11 protein-coding genes and 1 pseudogene are annotated in these 23981 nt (G+C 42.6%); 5 read left to right on the top strand and 7 right to left on the bottom strand.

What is annotated here, in order from left to right; all coding sequences use genetic code 11:
• Positions 1-5: 5 nt before the first annotated feature.
• Positions 6-8906, bottom strand: a complete 8901-nt coding sequence (locus G9Q97_RS08635) for a non-ribosomal peptide synthetase (protein ID WP_166145668.1) — start codon at positions 8904-8906, stop codon at positions 6-8.
• A 294-nt stretch (positions 8907-9200) separates the two neighbouring features.
• On the opposite strand from G9Q97_RS08635, the gene G9Q97_RS08630 reads away from it, so the two are divergent.
• Positions 9201-10034: an ion transporter gene (locus G9Q97_RS08630; RefSeq protein ID WP_166145665.1), complete on the top strand. Its 834-nt coding sequence runs from the start codon at positions 9201-9203 to the stop codon at positions 10032-10034.
• A 22-nt stretch (positions 10035-10056) separates the two neighbouring features.
• Here G9Q97_RS08630 and G9Q97_RS08625 read toward each other — a convergent pair whose 3' ends face one another.
• Positions 10057-10821, bottom strand: a complete 765-nt coding sequence (locus G9Q97_RS08625) for an SDR family NAD(P)-dependent oxidoreductase (protein ID WP_166145662.1) — start codon at positions 10819-10821, stop codon at positions 10057-10059.
• Positions 10822-12095: 1274 nt separating this feature from the next.
• A pseudogene (locus G9Q97_RS08620) lies at positions 12096-12278 on the bottom strand (cytochrome d ubiquinol oxidase subunit II); the annotation flags it as partial.
• A 114-nt stretch (positions 12279-12392) separates the two neighbouring features.
• Here G9Q97_RS08620 and pelA point away from each other — a divergent pair.
• Complete coding sequence (pelA, locus tag G9Q97_RS08615) at positions 12393-13499, top strand: pectate lyase (protein WP_166145659.1); 1107 nt, start codon at positions 12393-12395, stop codon at positions 13497-13499.
• A 713-nt stretch (positions 13500-14212) separates the two neighbouring features.
• Entirely contained in the window at positions 14213-15031 is an 819-nt protein-coding gene (locus tag G9Q97_RS08610; protein ID WP_166145656.1) for an HAD-IIA family hydrolase, read from the top strand.
• Between the two features lie 1118 nt (positions 15032-16149).
• Here the strand turns inward: G9Q97_RS08610 and G9Q97_RS08605 are convergent.
• The 4 genes from G9Q97_RS08605 to G9Q97_RS08590 all read right to left on the bottom strand — a co-directional run bounded on the left by G9Q97_RS08605 (position 16150) and on the right by G9Q97_RS08590 (position 21636).
• Positions 16150-16974, bottom strand: coding sequence for an N-acetylmuramoyl-L-alanine amidase-like domain-containing protein (locus G9Q97_RS08605; RefSeq protein ID WP_246255538.1), 825 nt, complete (start codon positions 16972-16974; stop codon positions 16150-16152).
• Positions 16975-18199: 1225 nt separating this feature from the next.
• A complete protein-coding gene (gene rluF, locus G9Q97_RS08600) occupies positions 18200-18922 on the bottom strand; it encodes a 23S rRNA pseudouridine(2604) synthase RluF (RefSeq protein WP_166145650.1) in 723 nt (240 codons plus the stop codon).
• Positions 18923-18942: 20 nt separating this feature from the next.
• Positions 18943-19932 (bottom strand): D-alanine--D-alanine ligase, encoded by a 990-nt coding sequence (locus G9Q97_RS08595; protein ID WP_166145647.1) that lies wholly within the window; start codon positions 19930-19932, stop codon positions 18943-18945.
• Positions 19933-20325: 393 nt separating this feature from the next.
• Positions 20326-21636 (bottom strand): TolB family protein, encoded by a 1311-nt coding sequence (locus tag G9Q97_RS08590; RefSeq protein ID WP_166145644.1) that lies wholly within the window; start codon positions 21634-21636, stop codon positions 20326-20328.
• A gap of 354 nt (positions 21637-21990) precedes the next feature.
• Between G9Q97_RS08590 and G9Q97_RS08585 the strand changes: the two genes are divergently transcribed.
• Together G9Q97_RS08585 and G9Q97_RS08580 are read left to right on the top strand one after the other, a co-directional pair.
• Positions 21991-22554, top strand: a complete 564-nt coding sequence (locus G9Q97_RS08585; RefSeq protein ID WP_166145641.1) for a Crp/Fnr family transcriptional regulator — start codon at positions 21991-21993, stop codon at positions 22552-22554.
• A gap of 67 nt (positions 22555-22621) precedes the next feature.
• Positions 22622-23890: an MFS transporter gene (locus G9Q97_RS08580; protein ID WP_166145638.1), complete on the top strand. Its 1269-nt coding sequence runs from the start codon at positions 22622-22624 to the stop codon at positions 23888-23890.
• Positions 23891-23981: the final 91 nt, after the last annotated feature.

The raw sequence follows: 23981 nt of genomic DNA, 5'->3' as shown, positions 1-23981 counted from the left end.
ATTTTTTATTCTGTATCAATGACCTGTTGCAATAACCTCGCAAAGGAGGCATCATTGGGTGTGGACAGCATGGTAATGTGCTCACCTTCTGCTTCCCAAACCCTCAGCTTGCCAACAAATGGTTTCCAGCCAAAACAGGTTTTATCGGGCAGATAACCAGCGGCTATTTTGGCCTTTATTAATTCGACCGATCCGGGGTATTTTTTGATTTCATATTCCTTACAAGCTTCCTTATAAACGTATTCTACTCTTTTATAAGTTTTCAATAAAGAAGATTCAGGATCTTCATCCACAGGGTTAAACCATTTATTAATTTTATTTATTTTCTTTTCAAATGATGCCTTCTTTTTCCTTTTAAATATGGATGGTTGATGAACCAGTAATTCAATATCGAATATTCTTTTTCCAATAAAATGCCTGATTTTATTGATGGTACGCTTCCAGACAGGTTTTTTATGATCGCTTTGAAATGCATAGGTATCAAACAGGACCAGTTTTTCTACATGCTTACCCATTTTAATCAATTGGGTTGCCATTTCAAAAGCTATAATTCCTCCTAACGAATATCCTGCCAAAAAGTATGGACCATCAGGGTTTTGTTTCAAAACTTCTGACAAATATTGGGTTGCGATCTCCTCAACTGTATTTAGCGGCTGTTCTATTCCATCCAATCCTTTGGCCTGGATTCCAAAAACCGGCTGATCCCGATCCATTTTTTTTGCTACTGCATAAAAAGGTAAAATATTCAATCCTCCTCCATGAATGATATACAAGGGGGGTTTAGTACCTGTTGTTTTGATAGCCACCAGACTTTTCCATTCACTATCACCTAAAACACCACTCCTCAAAGCCTGAGACAATTTCTGCACTGTAGGATATCTGAAAAGAACGGATAATGGCAATTTGATCCCATATGCCTTTTCTAATTGTACCATTACCCTAACTGCAGTAAGCGAATGACCTCCAATTTCAAAAAAATTATCTCCCTTATTGATGACGTTTAGTCCCAGGGCATTTTTCCAAATATCTGCAACCAACCGTTCTTCCGGACTCATTTCTTCCCGAACAGAGACAAAAGGGTGAGCTACCCTGTCAGGATAGGGCAAAGCATTCCGGTTGACTTTCCCGTTTTGCATAAGGGGAAACCTTTCCATCAAAACAAAATCCGTTGGGACCATATAATCAGCCAGCCTAAGGCTAAGTTGATTTTTCCATTGCCTGACCTGGCTTTGATTGAGCTGCTTTGATTCGAATTCCCTTTTGCCTGGACCAGCAGTCGGAATAATGTAGGCAACTAAAAACGCCACTTCATTTAAATCCCTTTTAACATGAACAATGGCATCTCCTATACCTTCCAGCCCACGAACGGCACTTTCTACTTCACCCAACTCCAACCTGTAGCCCCGTATTTTCACCTGATGATCCACTCTACCAGAAATTTCCAGTTCGTCCGCAGGATTAATGGTACCCAAATCACCGGTTTTATATAACCTGAGCCGTTGGCCTTTCTCCCCATTGATTTCTATAAACTTTTCTTTGGTAAGTTCAGGGCTATTGATATATCCCCTGCCTACCCCATAGCCTTCAATGTATATTTCTCCCCTTAACCCCTTTCTGACAGGATTTCTTTCGGTATCCAAAATATGAATTTTGGTATTTGATACCGGTTTCCCAACAGTAACCTGTTCGTCGGTATCCTTTACCTGCTTAATCGTGGAATAAACTGTGGTTTCAGTGGGGCCATAAACATTCCATACTTCCTTGCAAAGCGGCAATAACCGATCTGCCAGTGCTTTTTCAAGGGGTTCCCCTCCACTGATAATCTTAAGTCCTTCAAATTTTTTATCCCAACCATTCACAAGCAGCATTTTCCAGTGAGATGGGGTAGCAAACATGATAGTAATTTGATCTTTGCCCAACTTATCGAGGATAAGGTCGGGTTCTTTGCGCTCCATTTGGCCTAGCATAAAGGTTTGCGCTCCATACACCAGGGTAAGCAGTGTTTCCAATATTGCAATATCAAAAGATACCGAACTGACAGCCAACACCCTATCGGAAGAAGAAAGGCCAGGTTGCTCATTCACTACCGATATAAAATGGTATACATTTAAGTGGTCCAATCGCACTCCTTTGGGTTTTCCCGTAGTGCCCGATGTATAAATGATATAAGCAGCGTCGTCAGGAAATATTTGTATTTCCGGATTATCCCCGGAATAGGAAGTCCTGACGGCAAGGAAATCATGCCAAAGGATTTTTTCCACCGAAGTCTCCAAGGCAGTGTGCACTCCCTCCTGAGAAAGATAAAACCTGCATGAATCCTCTAGCTTGTAGTTGATTCTGTAGTCAGGTTCATCAGTATCCAGCGGCATATAAGCTCCTCCGGCTTTTAAAACAGCCAAAATACCTATGAAAAATTTAGGAGACCTCTCCAAAAGCAACCCTACGATATCTCCCTTTTTCAGCCCCCTTTCCAATAAATAAAAAGCCAGTTGATTGGCCTGACTATTCAATTCAGCAAAGCTCAGCTGCTGGTTACCAAAAATCACTGCCGTCTTAGCTCCATGATTTCTTACCGTATTTTCAATCAAACGATGCACAGGGGTGAAATGGCCTTCAATTCCATCCTTCCCATAATTTATCTCCCCAATAGTTTTTGCGGTCTGATCTGTCAATACATGTTTTAGCTTTTGGTCTGGGTTCTCCAAAAGGGCATCAAGGATGCATGCATAATCAAGAGAAAGTTTTTCTATAAATTTTTTTGCAAACAAGGCCCTTGCATACTCTATCCTTATATTGATGCCATTCTTGTCTTCATTTACCAAAAAGGTCAGGTCAAACTTGGAAGTATTCTGTTGAAAAGGAACGACCTCCATGGATAACCCTTCAGAAAAATTTTGATTCTCATTTCCGTACTCCATGACAAACATGACCTGAAACAATGGGTTTACACCCAATTCCCGTGATTGTACAGTGGCGGCAACTATTTTCTCAAATGGAACATCTTGATGTTCATGGGCTTCCAGTGCTTTTTGCTTCACCTGCAAAAGTATTTCTGTAAACGTACTATCGGGATTCAAACAGGTACGAATAGGAAGCGGATTTACGAAATAGCCCAAAAGGGCCTCGATTTCAGCCTTTCTTCTACCCCCCAAAGCTGTGCCCACACAGATATCCTGTTGACCGCTCAGTCTCTCCAGCAGGGATTTAAAGACAGCCAGTAAAATCATAAATGGGGAAAGCCCTAATTTTTTTCCCAATTCAAGCATTTCACGCTTTTGGGCAAGCCCAATCCGGAAGTCAAATGTTTCTCCTACATTGTTTCTTCTTCCAGGTTTACTAAATGGCTCCTGAAGTTTAATCGGTTTGACGCCCCTTAAATGCTCTTTCCAGTAATCCAGTTTTTTTTCTAATGTCGTTCTGGTAAACTTATTTCTTTGCCACAGGGCATAGTCTGCATATTGTATTTTCAGGTGGGGTAAAAGCAGGCTCTCTCCAGAAAGATCTGCTTTTAAAAGGGCAAAAAGTTCTTTGATAAATAAAGGAATGGACCAGCCGTCGAAGGCAACGTGGTGCACCACCACCATCAACAGACATTCATTTTCTCCAGTAATAAATTGCCTGGCCCGAAGCATAAAATCGTTTCCAAGGTCAAAGGGTCGATCCAGAAATTCTGCCATTTGCAAATCCAGATTTCCACTGTTTCCTGCCTGGTGATCAACGGTCATCTCCCATCCCAAAACAGGCATAACCTCCTGCCAGGTGTCTTCATCCATTTCTTTAATTACCGTCCTGAGAATCTCGTGACGTTCCATGATGCTTCGGATGCTGTCCATTAGCAAACCAGAAGATACAGCTCCTTTGATTTTCAGCAGAATGGGAATATGGTACTGTACGGATCCTTCCAGTTTATCCGTCAGCCACAGACTTTCTTGTCCAAAAGACAAGGGAATAAATTCAGGCCTGGGTTTTTGCGATGGAATGCGTTCCGATTCCCCTTCCTTAAGTCCCTTTCGCTCAATCAAAGTACTTATTTGTCTTACGGAAGGATGACCGAACAGCTCACTGATGCTGATGTCAAGACCCAAAGATTCCTTGATTCGGCCAATAAGCCTGACGGCCAATAAGGAATTTCCGCCATAGTCAAAGAAATCATCCTTCACTCCAAGACCATCGAATTGGAGCACTTTTTTCCATATTTCCAGTAAATCATTCTCCAAAACACTTGAAGGTGCTTCAAAAGGTCTGCTTTGATCCAAGGAGCCTGGATTCACTTTCACAGTCTCCAGCACCTTCCGGTCTATTTTCCCGTTGGGGGTCAGGGGTAATTTTTCCAAAATTTGTACCCTGGAAGGTACCATGTATCTGGGCAGACGATCGGATAGGGCTACCAACAAATCCTTCTCAATCAACTCTTCATGAGACTCCACAAAACCTACAAGCTGTTTTTCTTCGGTATTTCCGGTTTGTAACACAGCCACAGCATTTTTTACCCCTTTCAGGGATTGAAGCACTAAAGAAACTTCATCCAGCTCGATACGGTGACCATTCAGTTTGACCTGATTATCCAGTCTGCCAAGAAAATCAATTTTCCCCTCCTTTGTCCAGGCACCCAGATCTCCTGTTTTATAAATGGGAGGGCTGTCTTCCAAACCAAAAGGATCAGGAATAAATTTCTCAGACGTAAAACCTGGTTGGTTAAGGTATCCTGCAGCTACACCATGCCCACCAAGGTAGATTTCCCCGGGTACACCGATAGGGCAAGGCATCAAATCCTGATTTAAAATATAGGCAAAACTACCCGCAATGGGTCTGCCTATTGAAACCGGTTCACCTGGCGCAAGGATTTGACAGGTAGAATAGGTAGTATCCTCCGTAGGACCATAAAGGTTTCTTACTACCAGTCCTCTCCAATCAAGCTTTTCCAAAAGTTTGGCTGGTACTGGCTCCCCTGCCATGTTCAGTAAGCCAACCCGGTTGAAGTCCATCCTGGCCTCTACCAGTTTTTGCACCACACTGGGAACGGTATTGATCAAAATCTTATTGTCGCTTTCCAGGAATGCAGGAATATGCAGCGCATCGGGAAGTATCCTGACAGGCTTCCCAAAGGCCAAAGGGAAAAACAATTCGAAAACCGATAAGTCAAAACACATGGACGTTACCGCATATATTACCTCAAAATCATCCAGGGAAAACTCCCTGCCACACCAGTCCAGGAATGCGGCCAGATTGGCCTGTGTCAAGCTCACTCCCTTTGGCTTACCGGTACTTCCTGAGGTATAAATCACATAGGCCAGCCTATCTAAAGTGGTTACCGGATAAGACCTGGCAGAAAAATCTTCCGAAACCTTTTCCTTATCCAGGTTGACAATCAATTGTTTTCCTGAATCCTTAGACTTGCCTTCTGAAAGGGTATCAGTCAATAAAAAACTGGCAGCACTATCCGCTAAAATATAATTAATCCTTTCCTGTGGGTAATTTGGATCCACCGGAACATATGCTGCGCCCACCTTCCAAATACCCAGCATCCCAGCCACCATATCCAATCCCCTCTGAACCAACAGGGCCACTAACTCACCCTGCCTGACTCCTCTTTCCATTAACAGGTCTGCAACCTGCAATGCCCGAGTATTAAGGTTCTGAAAGGAGATTTCCTCCCCTTCAATTTTAATGGCTGTAGCATTGGGACGAAGATTAACCTGCTTTTCAAAACGCTCAAAAAAAGCCGTATGGAAAGCGGCTTCCTGATAGGTATCCCTTCCTGAAAGCTGGTTCAATTCATTGGCTGAAAGTAAATTGCAATTTTTAACCGGCTTGTCCGGGGCTTTTGGCAGCTGCAGGACCAACTCCTGAAAATGGGCCACCATTCTTTGAATCGTCTCAGGCAAAAACATGGCCTTGTCAAATTCAACATGTCCCTTTATCCCCCCATTTTCTTCAACAAGGGTAATGGTAATGGCAAATTTTGAGCTTTCCGGATCAACATTCAGCCGCTGGGAGACGATCCCTGGAAATTCCGGCATTTTGGGGTCCTCAGACCCTTCATGCATGACAAACATCAGGTCGAAAAAGGGTTTATGGTCCTTTTGTTGAGATACTGGAATGCTTGATACAAGCTTAATAAAGGGTACATGGGCATACTTTAAGGCAAACAGCACCTCATTCCTAATGGACGTCAAAAATTGTTCAAAGGAGGAATTCGGGTCCAAAGCAGCTCTAAGGGGTAAAGTATTGATAAAATATCCTATTGTCCCTTCGGTTCCGGGCAAACTTCTATCCACCACTGTGGTGCCTACACAAATATCTGTCTGATTACTGTAGCGGTAAAGCAATACCTTAAATACTGCCAGTAAGGTCATGAAGGGTGTAGCATCATGGCTTTTTCCAAATCCGGCCAAAGGTCTGAGGAGTTCCTTATCCCAGGTAAAACGAAATACTCCTGCCTCATGACCATTTTTTTCCCTGAAAGGAAAATCCCGTGGTAGTCTTAGTTTTTCCAGGCCTGACAATTTTTGCCGCCAATAATCCAAGCCCTCATTACTTCGGCTGCTTTCCATGATACCCTGCTGGTACTGTGCATGGCCTGTAAATACAGCAGAAGAAGCATCAGGAAAAATACCCTTTTCAAGAAATTTATAATTTTCAGACAGCTCTCTGAGAAAGATTCTCATGGACCAATCATCAAAAGCAATGTGATGGAAAACCAGCCCCAGCACATGTACCTGATCTTGAAAGCTGACCAATTGAGCTCTGATCATAAAATCGGCTGCAAGGTCAAAGGTCCGTCTGGAAAAAGGGATAAAGGCTTTGAAAAATTGTTCCCGGGAATAAATTTCTTCTGTTTTATTGATCAGGGTCAAATTCCACTCCTGTTCAGATTTAAATGAAACCTGGTCGATTCCCTGAAAGGTGGTTCTCAATACCTGATGTTTCCGGATAATCTCCCGGATGGCATTTTCCAAAAGCCCTGGATTGATGTCTCCCGATAGTTGGTATGCAACAGGTAAATGATAAGCCTTTGATCCTTCCATGTGATCAATTAGCCAAAGTGACTGTTGGGCAGGAGACACCATGGGTAAATCGGCTTTAAGCTCAGATAGGGAATTGACCTTTTCTTTCCCCACTTGATGCTTGATATGATGATACAGTCCCGAAACAGTGGGAAAATCAAAAATGTCTTTTATGTCAACCGTCAAATCCAGCTTGTTTTTTAAAATTGACAGCAGACGCATGGCAGCCAGAGAGTTGCCTCCCATTTCAAAAAAGTTCTCAGACAAGCCAAAATTAGTTTGTCCCAAAGTCTGGCTAAAGGATTGGTACAGCCTTTCCTGCAGCACATCAGTAAAAACCGGCAAATTTGATGAAGAGCCTGACTGCCGGAGTGCCGATAACAATGCAGGCAGATCCACTTTTCCATTTTCTGTAAGGGGAAAAGCAGCTACTGTTTCGATTTTAGAAGGAAGCAGGTAGGCAGGCAGTTTTGTTTTTAATTTTTCCCTCAACAATGATAGGTCAGACAAACCATTTGGAATTACGAAAGCTGCAATTTGATCAGGTATGCCATCATTCTGGGTAAAGGGGCTCACCAATACTTCCTTGATTTCACCTGTTTCCAGAAAGGCCTGCTCTATTTCTGAAGGATCTATCCGGTTACCCTGCCATTTAAACTGTCTGTCTTTTCTTCCCTCAAACAAATAACATCCATCCGGAAGCTGGCAGACCAGATCCCCAGTGGCATACAATGTTGCACCTTTTTTATCAGTATAGGGGTCTGGAATAAATTTTTGAGAAGTAAGGCTTTTATCTATCCAATAGCCGTTTGCCACCTGGTCTCCACCAATAAAGAGCTCACCGATACCTCCCGATGGAACTTCTCTTCCATCCTCTCCAAGGACATGACAGCTTACACCGGGGATTGGCTTACCAATCGAAATCACTTTATCATCAGGCTTTATGGATGCCACTGTAGCCCAAATGGTGGTTTCCGTTGGTCCATATTCATTGAAAAGCTGCGCTTTGGGCTGATGGTGAAAATGGGAATCGGCAAGTTCCTTTGGCAAACTTTCTCCTCCCAATATTACCCTTTCCATATTCAGGTCAGCCATTAAGCCTTCTTCCAGCAAGAACCTGTAATAAGAGGGTACACATAGCAAGGTGTCTGTACCCCGTAGCAGAGCAGGAATAATTTCGACATCTTGAAGGGATGCCTTTTTGGCCATGGTAAGCTTTCCACCTGTACACAATGACCAGAATATGGCAGCCTGAGCCGCATCAAAACTGGGAGCAGGTATCAGTAATAATTCCGGACTGCAACCATAGTGATTGATTCTTTTTTGGGTAGCATGATAAAGTTGGGAATGACCAACCATTACCCCTTTTGGAGCACCGGTACTGCCTGAAGTATACATGACATAGGCCAGGTTTCCTGCAAGGAATGGCTCCGGAAATTCGTTGACTTCTATCTGCCCTGATGAAAATTGTTTCCAGGATAATACCGAAAACTGCCTATGTTTTGTTTGACCAAAATCGTTTTCCGGTTCACCGGAAAGAACCCATTTGGCAGCTACCTGCTTCACAATATCACGCTTTCGGTTTTCCGGCCAATCCGGGTGAAGGGGTACAAAAGCCAGTCCGGATTTCAATACACCAAGCAGGGTAGCCACCAATTCAAAGGTAGGCTGCATACAAACCGGTACAATGCACTGATCGCTTGCGATTGACTTTTGCAAAAATACAGCTATCCGGTTGGATATAACATCCAACTCTTCGTAAGAAATCAATCGCTTTCCATCGGCAATGGCCGTTTTTCGTGGATTTGATTTCACCTGCTGCTGAAACAAATCGATCACGGTAATTGGATTACCTTTGGAAAAGGATAGATGAAATTCTGTTTTCAGTACATCAGACAAATTCAATGCAATTTTATTTTCAGGCTTTTTTCCCTGGATTGGGGAGAGAAAACCTTGTAAAGTTTTATAGGTTTAATAAATTTCGCTACCCAGTGAAATATTCATAATTCATTTTTTTGGTTACGAAATACAAATATATTGAATTTAAAATGAATTTGACTAGTCCTATAGTAAAGTATATTTAATTTTGATGTTTTGCAAAAAAAATTAAATCTGCTATTACATTCCAATAAATCAAAAAGTGTGCTTAATTTATAATCAGCAGTAAAAAAATGAAATAAATCTCGATTGCAGATGACATTCCTCCCCTCAAAAAAACGATTGGCGCATATTGTTTATGAATCTGACGACAGCGCATCTAAAAATTTCGATTTAATTCTTTTGGCTTTAATTCTTTTAAGCGTGTTGGTCGTTATCCTGGATTCTGTTCAGGATATCCATCAAAACTATGGCACATTTTTGTATTGGCTGGAGTGGTTTTTTACCATCGTATTTAGTGTAGAGTATTTATTGAGGATATGGCTGAGCAATGATAAGCCGGGGTATATCTTTGGTTTTTATGGTATTGTGGACTTGTTGGCTATTTTACCTGCCTTCTTGAGTTTAATTTTGGTTCAAAGCCAGTACTTAATGGTGGTTAGGGCATTGCGGTTTTTGAGAATTCTAAGGATTCTGAAATTACCAGAATACCTTAGAGAAGCTTCCCTTCTGATAAGCGCCCTGAAAAGCAGCCGGGCCAAAATCCAGATATTTGTGGGATCGGTTTTGACTATCGTGTTGGTTATGGGCTCAGTCATGTATATCATTGAAGGTCCGGAAAACGGCTATACTTCTATTCCCAGGGCCATGTACTGGGCCATTGTTACACTAACCACCGTTGGTTATGGAGATATTTCTCCCAACACCGATTTGGGTCAGTTTATGGCATCCATTATCATGCTGCTTGGTTATGCCATTATTGCGGTGCCCACCGGAATAGTCACTTCAGAGTTGACCCATGCCAAAAACAAAAGTGAAAAGTCAGATCGCCATCAATTTAAAATTTGTCATGGCTGTTCCCTGCAAAAGCACAGCCCGGATGCCATCTACTGCCGGAAATGTGGTACCAAGCTGGAGTCCCCGGAATAGCAATACCGGGAACTCCGGTTAGTCAGATCGTAAAACCGCCATCGATGACATAGGTAGCGCCGGTTATAAACTTACTTTTGTCAGAAGCCAGAAACAATGCCAGATCTGCGATATCTTCATTGGAGGCATACCTGCCCAGAGGAATCATTTTGGTGAAATTTTCCTTTACCGTATCTCCCATTCCTGGCGCAAAGCCCTCTTCAAGAGACCGCATCATGCGGTTGTCAACAGGAGAGGGATGTATGGTATTTACCCGGATCTTATCAGGGGCCCCTTCCAATGCACCTACACGCATCAAACCTACAGTGGCATGCTTGCTGGCCACATAGGCACTTACCTGAGCCGTACCCCTCAATCCGGCAACCGAGGAAGTGATGATGACGGAACCTCCCCCGTCTGTTTTCATAATGGGAAAGGCATATTTCATACCCAGCCAGACCCCTTTTACATTTACCCCAATAACCTGATCAAATGTCTCTTCCGGATAATGCTCCATGGTTTTTACCACTCCCTCCGTGCCGGCATTCAGAAACAAGATGTCAATTCTTCCCCATTCTGTTTTTACCTTATTGGTATAATTCTTTACTTCCTCAGCCTGACTGACATCTGCCTGTATGTACATCAGTTTGTCAGTACCGAGAACCTTCTCTGCCTCCTTTAAATTATCCTTACTGTAATCTATTATGGCTACTCCTTTGGCTCCTTCTTCCAAAAACAACCTGGCAGTCGCCAGGCCTATTCCGCCAGCTCCTCCGGTAATCAATGCAATCTTGTCTTTTATCTCCATGACCATGAATGTTTTATTAAACTTTTTCCCTTTGGTTTATTGACTTAAATGTAAAGCCTTTATAAAAAGAATATACAAAGACTTCTCAGCAATAAACATGAGAAATATCATGGAATAGGTTTCAGAAGTTCTTCCAGAGACACCCAGTCATAACCCATTTCCCGTATCAAGGTCAGAAATGACGAGATTTGGAAATAGAATTTATCCATTCTGCCCGAACCGGCACCGATATGCATCAGCAGAATAAATCCTTTGGGCTGCTGCTTGTTTAACAGTTAGGAGTAAAACAATACCAACCAATACTTGAATTCGAATGGTCAATGAAGCCTAACTGATCATGTCCTTTCACTTTATATTTACCAAAGCATTGTTCAAATTTCCTCAACCGGTGTATCACTGATTCCCTTCAGAAGTTACTCTCTTTTCTCCTGCTATACCAGTTTTATGGTGAAAAAGTGTTGTATAGTGAATTGTGGAAATGGGTTACGGGACTGATAAAGAAGAGACTACGGAACGAATGGGCGGGGAGATCTGGGAATTTTGAGGGGAGGAAAAAGAGATTGGCCTTCGACGAGCTGCCGTTTTAGGCTGATTTTTTTCAGTCCGACAAGCTGCCTTCGACAGGCTCAGGCACCCCAGGCACAATAGGGACCCGGTTGAAAAAAATTTAGAGAAGCACCAAATTCATTGAGCAATTTGCGCATTCTTGGTGTTTTATATGACTAATCTTTTGGTTTTATTAGGCAAGAAAAAAGCCATGAAACACTGTTCCATAGCTTTAGTCAATTAACAATAAACCCAAAATAACCTGCTGTAGGAGAAGGAGTCGAACCTCCACGGAGCAGTTGGGCAAAATACGAGCTCGCTATTTGCTTTTTCCTGTGATCTCCACCCCCGAGACAGGAGGGCATGTCTGCCAGTTTCATCACCCTACAGTGTGTGATCTTAATTTGTATGGAGATGAAAATGAAAAAGCAATATTACTTTTTACTTGCCTGCCGAAGGCAGGTTTCATCATCCTACAGTATCGTGTCAAATATTCCGGTTGCCAGAAGCAAGCTTCTTTACCAGATCAAGACCTTTTATCTTTATTTGATATTCCAAAGGTAATAAAGAAGTTGGTTTAATAAAAATAAAATAATAAAAATGATTAATTTATATATTATTTATATTATACAACTTATTTTATTGAATAAAATGTAATTAATAGGCTATAAAAAATGCTCCTGATTGTAAACTTTTTAATGGAGTAATCAATGGGTGATCCCAAGGGTCTAATTTCCTTCAGCATTCGAATCCACCTTACCCCAAAATGTCCTGTAGACAAAATAACTGTACAATAGCAACAGCGGACCTCCAACAGCTACGAAACCCATCATTATTTTTAGGGTCTTGGTGGAAGCTGCAGCATTGTATATCGTAATACTATTTTCCTCAATGGCATTGGACCACAATAACCTTGGATAAAGTTACTTTTAATAATTTGTGTTTTCTCGTTTTATTTCTGCTATTTTACTGATGTAGTTGTATGACGGAACCTGGAACTTTCCCCATTGAAAACCAAAATTTCCATGAATTCTTTACCCAAAAATAATCTTTACATAAAAATCAGTTTATTGTTGCTTTTTATGGTCCAGGCCATGAGCACTTTTGCCCAAAACATAGAAAAAGTGCCCTGGAAAAGAATCAATGAACAACCTGATACCTGGTATGAGAGTGAAGAAGCGATAAGAATCGCTGAAAACATGCTCCTGCACCAAAAGGACATTGGTGGATGGTACAAAAACATTGACATGTCCGTGCAGCTCAGTGAGGAAGAAAAAAGTCGACTCAGGAAGGATAAATCATCCAATATGGGTGCAACGCTTGACAATGATGCTGGCTTTATTCAAATAGCATTTTTATCAAAAACTTACCGTGAGACCAAGGATCCCAGGTTTAGTCAGGCAGTTTTTAAAGCCCTAGATTACATGATGGATGCCCAGTATGAAAATGGAGGCTGGCCTCAATACTATCCCATCAGAGAGGGATATTATGAACACATTACTTTTAATGACGGGGCCATGATTCAAGTCATGCAACTGCTCAGGAATGTGGCTGATGGTAAGAAAACCTATGATTTCGTAGATGCGGATCGAAAACAACGGGCCCAAAAAGCCATTGAAAAAGGGCTGGAAATTATTTTGAGAACCCAAATCAAAGTAGATGGAACCCTTACTGCCTGGTGTGCCCAGTATGATAAGGATGACCTCAGCCCGGCGAAGGCCAGGGCCTATGAATTGCCCTCCATCAGTGGCTCAGAAAGTGTGGGAATTGTCAGGTACCTGATGGCCATAGAAAATCCTGAGCCGAAAGTGGTCCAAGCCATAGAAAGTGCGATAGCCTGGTTTGAAGTAGTGAAACTGGAAGGAATAAAGTTGGTACAGAAAGAAGATGAAACTTTACCCCGGGGATATGATAGAATCGTGGTGAAAGACGAAACTGCAGGACCCTTGTGGGCCAGGTTTTACGAAATTGGCACCAACCGCCCCATGTTTGTGGGCAGAGACAGCGTGGTACGGTATGCCTTACACGAGATAGAACACGAAAGGCGGGTGGGCTATAGCTATCTCGGGCCCTATGCAAAAGAGCTGCTGGAAAGTGACTATCCGGAGTGGAAAAGAAGGATGGGGGATTGAGGGACGGAGGGACTTGGAGAATAATAGACTAAGGGACGGGGATACTGAGGTAGAGGAGGATTTGAGGACGATTGTTTCGGTGGAGACGAAGTGACGGAGAGAGGGGGAGTATTGGGGACGATTTTTGGTCTGAGGTGGTAAGACTTTTGAGTCACAAAGGACGCAAAGAGCCACGGAGGGCACGAAGGTTTTTGAGTTGGAGACTAAAAGACAGAAGAATGGTGAGATTTGGGGAGTGGGGGATTCGAGGACGAATATCTGACATGGGGACATAAGAGTTTCAGTCACAGCGACGGATGAGGAACGAAGGGCGTAGTGGGATTTGTGGAAAAAAATTGGGGTAAGATCAAAAAAAATGGAGAAAAATTTACTTCTGATTTGAGCAGTTAGACTTTCTCAATATAAAACTAAAATAATCGAAGCTCTCCATTCTTTACGAAAATTGGCGGGATCGGCACAAAACCGGGCAGTGCGGTAGGATGGCGTAGGATTAAAAAGGATTGAAAAAGATTGAGCGGGAGAGGAACGTATGAACTTTGTTGTTTGGTGGTAATCCAAAATCGAGGACACCAACAAAAATAGTTTTCTCAATATAAAGGTGTTTTTGATAATTAAATGTTAATTTTATGTTATTTTTGTTAAAAATAAAATAATAAATTTGCATTAAAATTACCTATATTGTAATTTTGAGTTTCACTAAAAATGAACTTGAAATGAAAAAAGATATAGGATTTTTGATCGATATGGATGGGGTGATTTATCGTGGAGGTGAATTGATCCCCGGAGCAAAGGAATTTATAACGAAACTTCTCAGGGAGGATTTTCCATTCCTGTTCCTTACCAATAACAGCCAAAGAAACTGCAGGGATGTGGTAGCGAAATTAAGCCGGATGGGTATTGAGGTAGGGGAAAAACATATATTCACCTGTGCCATCGCCACGGCCAGATACCTGGCCTCCCAAAAACCTAACGGAACGGCCTATGTGATCGGCGAGGGAGGACTGCTTACTGCCCTACACCAAAACGGCTATTCCATTGTGGATGATGAGCCCGATTACGTGGTGATCGGGGAAGGTAGAACCATTATGCTGGAATCGGTGGATAAAGCCATCAACATGGTCATGAGAGGTTCCAAATTAATAGCTACCAACCTGGACCCCTATTGTCCAAGTTCAAATGATTCCATTCGCTCTGGTTGTGGCGCATTTGTATCGATGATCGAACTGGCTACCGGCAAAAAAGCCTTTAGCGCAGGCAAGCCAAGCCCTGTGATGATGCGGATTGCCAAGGCCGAACTGGAAACCAGGTCGGCCAATACCATCATGATCGGGGATACCATGGAAACAGATATTTTGGGCGGAGTGCAGATGGGATTTAAAACCGTATTGACCCTGACAGGTTCCACCAAAAAAGAAGACCTTAAAGCGTTTGCCTACAGACCTGACCATATCATTCAAAGCATCAATGATTTGATAAACCCTGAAATTTTTGACAGCATCATTGATCGGGAGATGGTTTTAAGCCATGGATAAAGTTGTTTATTTTTTATTGATTTTTGCCTTATTCAAGGCATATTAAAATGAATTTTTGAATACCGGGAACCTCCGTTTCCGGTATTTTTATTTTTCAACGCCATGAAGCAACAGCTATTTCTGGTTTTTTGTAACATCCATTTTCGCTGAGTAGTGGACAGGGTGATTGACCCTTAACCATTGACAAGCTGGGCAAGCGACCATGCGTACCCCTTTATAAAAATTCTTTGTGACCTCTGCGTGATCTCTGTGACCAAAAAATTAGTTTTTTGGTGCAAGAAAAAAGCCATGAAACACTGTTCCATAGCTTTAGTCAATTAACAATAAACCCAAAATAACCTGCTGTAGGAGAAGGAGTCGAACCTCCACGGAGCAGTTAGGCAAAATACGAGCTCGCTATTTGCTTTTTCCTGTGATCTCCACCCCCGAGACAGGAGGGCATGTCTGCCAGTTTCATCATCCTACATTGTGTGATCTTAATTTGTATAGAGATGAAAATGAAAAAGCTGTATCACTTTTTACTTGCCTGCCGAAGGCAGGTTTCATCATCCTACAGTATCGTGTCAAATATCCCGGTACCAGAAGCTAGCTTCTTTACCAGATCAAGACCGTTTGTCTTTGTTTGATATGTCAAAGGTAATAAAAAGATTGACCTATTAAAAATAAAATTATAAAAATTATTTATTTTTATGTTATTTTTAATTATATCGGTCTTTTATTAAATAATATGTAATATAGATTTATGGAAGAATTATTCTGATGCAAATATTAAAACTGACAGTCGGAACCAGGTAATATTTCCCTTTTGGGTTTGGTGGTATTATTTGTTTCCGAACCTGAGCTCGAAGTATTTTTGTGAAAAAATCGTCATCGGTATGCCAGGTAAGCCATCCGATCCGGAGCGTGGGCAAAAGCTCTTCGAAAAATGACAGCAAGATCGAAATGACCTTTACCTGTTCCTGCGGACTGCCGTGAGTGCCGGGCGACTTTGGTCCATTCGGCCAAATACCAGGTTTACACCCCGACGATGACCTAATTGGAACTGTTTTTTTGTTAAGTATAACTCCTGAAGAAATTTAAAAAAGAAGACCTATAATAATACGCAAATAGGGCTGGACTCAGGGTGAGACTAACCTACCCACCATAATCCCCGACTGAGATTTATTGCCATTCAAATAATCAGTCAAAGGTATATCAGAAATCTCTACTTTCCCGGATCGGGTTCCTGCATGTAATAAATGAATGTGCCCATTTTGTTCAATGGCAAAACCGACATGCACGATATCCAGGTTTTTCATACTTGTGGTGATGGCAATCAGATCTCCGGGCTTGATTTTATCCACATGTCTGCTCAATTCCTCCTTGGGAACAAAAAAATATTTTCTCAATTTGATCTCTTCTTCGGTAGCTTTTATCTGAACCAAAAATTCAGGATTGCTCAACTGTGCATAAAACCGGGGGTTGGCTGACATAAAGGAGGGTGTATTTTCATAAAACCGGCCTCCTATATCCTCAGTAATATCCTTTGAAATCCCCTTAAGCTGATTTTCATATATCCAGTCTGAGAAATAATGCAATCGGGAAGTATAGTCCTTCCTGATACCGTCCCGGTACCTCACAAATTCAAGTTCCTGCTCATAATTCTCAAATGACAGACGCTCTTGTTTGGCAAGCCTGGCCAGGGTAACAACAGTCTCCAAAAACGTGGTGCAGTCCAGGCCCAGCAAATCAATCACTAATTTTTCTTCACCTGGCAATTCCAGGGTTTTCTCCACGTAGGGTGTATGCATAAATCGCCTGCCTATGTGGAGAATCAAATCATTCATAGACATTTTTGAATAGGCTGTTTGTGAAAGCTCACTGAAGGAAGCTTCAAGAATATCCCTGCTCTCTAAAGTGCAGACCGTCTGCCCCTGAGTCATTGCTGGAATAAATAAGAGCATTATGACAATTAATCGCATGGAATTCAAAAATCAAGTTACCCAAAGCCCTGTACCAATTATTGGTGGTTTTAAGTTACGAATCTTTTTAAAATTTTTGCTCTGGAATGCAAAAAAGAAAGCCTTAACGCTTTTACGAAAAAATGTAATCACATAGAAAAGGGTATATACAGGCTGTTAGAAAAAAGACTTTTTCTGATAAGAGACTGGGCGTAAAGGGGACTTAAGAATATATAGATGGAAAGAAATTGACCTTCGACAAGCTCAGCCACATAAGGTCTGGTTTGAAAGAGATTGGCTTCGACAGGCTGATTTTTTTCAGTCCGACAAGCTGCCTTCGACAGGCTCAGGCACCCCAGGCACAATAGGGACCCGGTTGAAAAAAATTTAGAGAAGCACCAAATTCATTGAGCAATTTGCGCATTCTTGGTGTTCTATATGACTAATCTTTTGGTTTTATTGGGCAAGAAAAAAGCCATGAAACACTGTTCCATAGCTTTAGTCAATTAACAATAAACCCAAAATAACCTGCTGTAGGAGAAGGAGTCGAACCTCCACGGAGCAGTTAGGCAAAATACGAGCTCGCTATTTGCTTTTTTCTGTGACCTCCACCCCCGAGACATGAGGGCATGTCTGCCAGTTTCATCACCCTACAGTGTGTGATCTTAATTTGTATGGAGATGAAAATGAAAAAGCAATATTACTTTTTACTTGCCTGCCGAAGGCAGGTTTCATCATCCTACAGTATCGTGTCAACTATCCCGGTTGCCAGAAGCAAGCTTCTTTACCAGGTCAAGACCGTTTGTCTTTGATTGATATTTCAAAGTTAAATAAAAGGGTCTAAAATTAAAATTAATTCAACAAAAAGATTTAAAAAATACATAATAATTAATTTTTATTAACTATTAATGTGAATTCCTTAAATTTGGTTCTAAAAATAACTTTGTTTTTGTCATATTTTCAGTGGTTAAAACAGGTGAAAGACTGTTTAAATGGATAAGGATAACAGAAGAAAAAAAACGTCTGCTATTTTTAGATAAATCAAAAAGAAAGGGAATTTAGGGTTAAAAATCTGCATTAAGTCCAATTTATGCAAAATTGGTTCTGCTTAAAGATAAAAACCAACTACTAGGTGGGAATAACTTAATATGCCTTCGGATTTTCCGATAGGCAACCTACGGTTTTCCATAGCATAAACCTTCTAGCTCAATGATAAACTAATTACCTTTCAATCGAAGGTTTTGGAAGAATCCGCCACCAGGGCATTTAATTCCTCCAGTTCTTTAGGGCTTAGATCTCTCCATTGGCCTACAGGAACGTCAAGATGGATATGCATGATCCTTGTCCTTTTCAGGGCAACCACCTCATAGCCCAGAAAATCACACATCCTTCGGATCTGCCGGTTCAGGCCCTGGGTAAGGATGATTCTGAAGGTGAATTTCCCGGTTTGCGCCACTTTGCATTTCTTAGTTACCGTATCCAAAATAGGAACCCCCTCCCGCATTTGCCGGATAAAATCCACCGTAATGGGCTGTCGTACTTTTACCTGGTACTCTTTTTCATGGTTGTTTTTGGACCTGAGAATCTTATTCACGATATCTCCATCACTGGTGAGCAGGATGAGTCCCTCACTGGGTTTGTCCAGTCTCCCTATGTGAAAAATCCTTTTCGGATGATTGATATAATCAATGATATTGTCCTTTTCTCCTTCCGTATCTGTGGTGCACACGATGCCCACCGGTTTGTTAAAAGCAATGTACACATGCGCTTCTTTCGGTGTTGAAATCAATGCTCCATCTACCCTGACCTCATCCCCCGGACTGATTTTAGTGCCCATTTCCGGCACCTGCCCATTGATGGTCACCCTACCGGCCTCAATCAGCTTGTCCGCGGCCCGGCGGGAACAATAGCCTACTTCACTCAAATACTTGTTGATTCTGACCTTGTCCATCAGTTACTAGATTCAATTTTTCATCTCCACATTTCTTCGATCAGGTCGGTATAAAAATCTTTCAGGCTCATCCCCATAGCCCTGACTTGCTGGGATATCAAACTGGTTTCGGTTTGTCCTGGCACGGTATTGATCTCGATAAAATAAAACTTTCCGGTATCTTTTTCCAAAAAATAATCCATCCTTACCGATCCCTTGCAATTGAGTTTGAGGTACACTTTTTCCGCAATCTGCTTTACCCTTTCCACTTCCCTTTCATCCATCCTTCCCGGGGTGATCTCTTCCGATACTCCGGGGATATATTTCGCTTCAAAATCAAAAAACTCCCGGGAACTGATTATTTCGGTAGCCGGCAATACGGTAACCTGCCCCGATGTTTTGTATATCCCGATAGAAAACTCCCTGCCTGTGACAAATTCTTCCACCAGCACCTGTTTGTCTTCTTTGAAAGCTCTTTTCAAGGCTTCTTCCAGTTCCTCCTCCTTTTTTACCTTGCTCATGCCGATGCTGCTGCCGCCATTATTGGGTTTGACGAAATAGGGAAGTCTGAGTTGATCCAGGACCATCGGGACATTATCCGGAAGATTGGAAAAAAGCTGCATGGACCTGGCCATGTACAGGTCATCAATACCCGATAGAATGGCCTTGGTATAACCCTTGTTCATGGTAATGGAGGAGGTCAGCGCATCACAGGTAGTATAGGGGATGTCCAGCATATCAAAATACCCGGCCAGTTTACCATCTTCTCCCGGAGTGCCGTGTATGATGTTAAAAATACCATCGAAGGCAAGCTCTTGCCCATTTTTCATGACTGTAAACCCGTTCAGGTCTACCGGATACTTTTCCCCCTTCTCATCTTCCAGGTACCAGTTGCCCGGATAGATATGCACTTTGTGCACCTCATAGCGGTCCCTGTCCAGGTGTTGTGCCACTATAGCGGCACTTTTTTCGGAGACCACCGCCTCCCCCGTATAGCCGCCCATGATCAGGGCGATTTTTTTCTTAGTCATGGAAAATCGTTTAATAGGTACGAATTACCGGAATTTTAATTTAAAATAGAAATAGAATGAGGTTCACGTACTTATTATACTATTATTTCCAAATTCCGATCCCTGTGGTACCTGAACCTTTCGAAACTATAGTTCCCGCTGTTCGGTATTTGCAATCCCGAACCCGGATAATCAGGATTTGCAATCCTGCTGAGGTGTAATGCACTGTCCGAGATTTGTTATCTCGGACGACAGATGAACAGGATTTGTAATCCTGCTTTCGTTCACTTCCGGGGATTTCAAATCCCCTTTTATCTGTCCCAGAGAATTGCACATTCCGCAGAGCTCTGTTGTTCGAAATTTGTAATGCGGAGGATATTCTCCAATGGTATATATATATGTCTACTCCCCTGTTTAGGGTTCCCAGATAAACTGCAAAAATCCGTTATACTGATTATTGCTCAGGCGCTGCAGGCCGCCACCGTTGGCATCGATGCTCCATATACCAAATTGGGTGCTTTCACCGGCAGGATGGCCATGGAAAGCAATCCGGGTTCCATTGGCATAATAGATGGGTGCCCCATTCCCTTCAGGCTCTGCGAAAATGAGGGTAGGGTTTCCACCCTGGCGATCAATCCTGTAAATCCCATTGGTATGCGTGTCCGAACTCCCACTTTGTTTGTGCCAGTTGAAAATCAGGTGTTCGGAATCCGGGGACCAGGCGTAGCCGGCCAGGTCATTCGATTCAACAGGGACAAGAAAGCGAGGGGATCCACCCTCTGCAGGCATGACAGCAAAATGGGTAATGCTCCCCGCATAGGTTCCATTCGGATTAAATGTTGACCTGGAATGTTTAAAGGCAATCCATTTGCCATCAGGCGAGACCATGGGTCCACTGGAAAAGACCCTAAACTGGGAAATAAAAACCTTTTCCACTGTTTCAATATCCACCCTAACCAATTCTCTTGCACGGGGATCTTCAGTTTGCTCCGGATAGCTTATCCGCTTGGAATAATACAGGTATTTTCCAGTCGGACCAAAGGTGGCGCCTTCCAGCTGAGGACCTTCTGCCAAAAGTCTACTACCAGATCCATCACAAGCTTCCAACCAAATCGTATAATTTCTCAGGTCGGAGAAATCCTGCCGGAGAAACCACTGCCCATTCGGCGAAATGTCCATCAGCCAATTCTGAGGGGAGAGCTCAAGGGTTTTAAAACTGCCCGATTCCATTCCGATGCCTGCCATTCCCGGATTTTCCCAGTTATTATTTCTATAAAAAATGGTTAGTTCATAAAAACAACTGGCTGCCTCGGTAATTTCGAAGGAAATATGATTCTCCCCCAAAAATTGATCGTTTTCCTCATTCAATACTTTTACCCTAAGGGACTCATTTCCAATATCGTCGGCCCTTACCGTGATGGTGGATGCAGAAGTCCGGGTTTGATGGCCTTTTTCTTCTTGCTCCACCATCAAAGTCCCTCTACCTGCTCCCAGAGACCATTCGTAAACCAGCGTAGGACTGCCATCGAGTCCGGAAATCTCAGCCTCAAATGTTGCTGTAGCGTTGAGAGAGAGGCTACCGTCCGGTTCCACGGTAGGAGATGAGACCGTTACCTCCCCCTGAGGTTCGGGTCCGATGTCTTCAGAGTCACAACTTACCATTATAAGACTGGCCAGAAATAAGCCCATCCACTTCCCGTTTAAACCAGTTAATAATTTTATCATAATTAATGCGAATTTGAACAACTTTACTTAGTCATCGAAAGGAGAACAAAATGTCATCAGAAAAAATGATAAAATCGAGCATGAGGCAGGCGACACACAAATGGGATATTATCCTTGCGAGGTGCTGCCGAAGGTCGGGACCAGCCATCCCGAATTGCAAATCCACTTTATCTGACCCACGGAATTGCAAATTCCGAAATCTTTTTTGTTTGGAAATTGTCAGGTTTTATTTGATGACATTTTGCTTAAAATCCGATTTATTATAAAACTAAAACATTTTATCATGAAAAATTTTAAGCAAAAATTTGAGATCCGGAAATTTTAAATCTTATTTTACACTTAAATTATTCTGGAATGTGGAGTATATTCGATTTTTTTGATACCATTTTCAGGGTCAATGACCAGGCAAAACAGGCATTGCAGGAAATAATCAGGGAAAAAACCTATTCCAAAAACGAAATCATTCAGGCAATAGGCAGCAGATGCCGGACAATTTACTTTGTAAAATCCGGAGGGGCACGTATCTTTTACTACAAAGACGGCACCGACATTACCGAACATTTTGCCTTTGATAATGACCTTATCGTTAGGGCAGAAAGCCTGTTTACCGGCAACCCTACCTCAAAAGGCATCCAGGCCATTGATGCAACCAGGATGCTGGCCATTGATTCAGAGAAGCTCTTTCACTTATACGACCAACACCATGATTTGGAAAGGTTGTTTCGGCTCATTTTTGAACGGGAATACGTGAATACCGTCAAGCGGCTCGAAAGCTTGCAATTTAAATCCGCAAAGGAACGGTACCTTGAACTGCTGGACACCACCGATTTTGTTCAAAAAATCCCCCTGAAGTACATCGCCTCCTACCTGGGAATCACACCCGTTTCCCTCAGCCGCATCCGGGCAGGAATAGATTGATTTTTTATCATTTGTTAATTTTTTTGTCTTGCAGCCTGGGGAACTTTGCAGGACTTAAATACCGGAAATGAATAACGCTAGCGTCCAACTCGGATTAAAAGAAAACTGGAAACAATTTACTATTCTGGTCATTGTAAACGCCTTTGTAGGTGGGATGATCGGTATGGAACGAACCATCATTCCCCAGTTTGCGGAGATTGAATTTGGTATCGCTTCCAAAACTGCCATCCTATCCTTTATCACAGCTTTTGGCATTACCAAGGCTATCGCCAATTACTATACAGGCCGGCTTGCCAACCGCTTTGGGAGAAAAAAGCTGCTCTTGTTTGGATGGGTCCTGGCCATGCCCATACCGTTTATTCTGATCTATGCAGGCAGCTGGAACTGGGTGATTTTTGCCAATGTACTTTTGGGGCTAAGTCAGGGACTCACCTGGAGCAGCACGGTGGTCATGAAAATTGACCTGGTGAGAGAAAAAAACCGGGGCCTGGCCATGGGCTTGAATGAATTTGCCGGCTACTTTGCAGTAGGGGTTGTGGCTTTCCTAACAGGCTATGTAGCCAACCAATATGGCATTACCCCCTATCCCTTTTACCTGGGTATCTTTATTTCCCTGGCAGGTTTTATCCTGACGGCCTTGTGGGTAAAGGACACCCGGGCATTTGTGCACAAGGAGACCGCAACTGATACCAGCCCACAGTTGGAAAATGTATTTATAGAAACCAGCTTCAAAAACAAAACCTTGAGTTCCGTGGCCCAGGCAGGTTTGATCAACAACCTGAACGATGGCATGATCTGGGGCTTGCTGCCGATCATTCTGGTCTCACTCAATTACAACAATGAAAACATAGGCATCATTACAGCCATTTACCCTACCGTTTGGGGTATAGGGCAACTTTTTACCGGTAAAATGTCCGACCATTATTCCAAAAAGGCCATGCTCTTTTGGGGCATGCTGTTGCAGGGGTTGGCCATTTTACTGATTCCCGTTAGCCATGAATTCTATATGCTTGCATCCCTTTCCGCTGTTCTGGGTCTGGGAACAGCCCTGGTTTATCCCACATTCCTTTCCACTATTGCTCAGGTTACCAGCCCGAAACAGCGCGCGGAGAGCATCGGCACTTTCAGGCTTTGGCGGGACCTGGGTTATGCCTTTGGTGCCGTAATTTCAGGAATAACGGCAGATGTATTCGGCATCGAATATGCCCTTTTACTTATTGGTGGATTGACCATTCTTTCTTCCCTGGTCATCCAGTTCCGTATGCCCCGGAAAATTTCTCCACCATTTGGGAATGACAAAAGAAGTGTTCGGAAGCAAAATTACCCAAACAGATAAACCCAGAGTGGATATCCTGATTTCATTTGAGGAAGGTGATAGCAAATTCTGGGCGGCCGGATTTTTTGGCGTTTATTATACGGGACACAAA

The sequence above is a fragment of the Cyclobacterium plantarum genome (assembly GCF_011290685.1).
GTDB lineage: Bacteria > Bacteroidota > Bacteroidia > Cytophagales > Cyclobacteriaceae > Cyclobacterium > Cyclobacterium plantarum.
This window is presented reverse-complemented; position numbering and strand designations above follow the sequence as displayed.

Coding starts and splice junctions, on each gene's coding strand:
- G9Q97_RS08585 (WP_166145641.1), top strand. CDS start 21,991: ATGTGGAGTATATTCGATTTTTTTGATACCATTTTCAGGGTCAATGAC.
- G9Q97_RS08610 (WP_166145656.1), top strand. CDS start 14,213: ATGAAAAAAGATATAGGATTTTTGATCGATATGGATGGGGTGATTTAT.
- pelA (WP_166145659.1), top strand. CDS start 12,393: ATGAATTCTTTACCCAAAAATAATCTTTACATAAAAATCAGTTTATTG.
- G9Q97_RS08625 (WP_166145662.1), bottom strand. CDS start 10,821: ATGGAGATAAAAGACAAGATTGCATTGATTACCGGAGGAGCTGGCGGA.
- G9Q97_RS08595 (WP_166145647.1), bottom strand. CDS start 19,932: ATGACTAAGAAAAAAATCGCCCTGATCATGGGCGGCTATACGGGGGAG.
- G9Q97_RS08630 (WP_166145665.1), top strand. CDS start 9,201: ATGACATTCCTCCCCTCAAAAAAACGATTGGCGCATATTGTTTATGAA.
- G9Q97_RS08605 (WP_246255538.1), bottom strand. CDS start 16,974: ATGCTCTTATTTATTCCAGCAATGACTCAGGGGCAGACGGTCTGCACT.
- G9Q97_RS08580 (WP_166145638.1), top strand. CDS start 22,622: ATGAATAACGCTAGCGTCCAACTCGGATTAAAAGAAAACTGGAAACAA.
- rluF (WP_166145650.1), bottom strand. CDS start 18,922: ATGGACAAGGTCAGAATCAACAAGTATTTGAGTGAAGTAGGCTATTGT.
- G9Q97_RS08590 (WP_166145644.1), bottom strand. CDS start 21,636: ATGATAAAATTATTAACTGGTTTAAACGGGAAGTGGATGGGCTTATTT.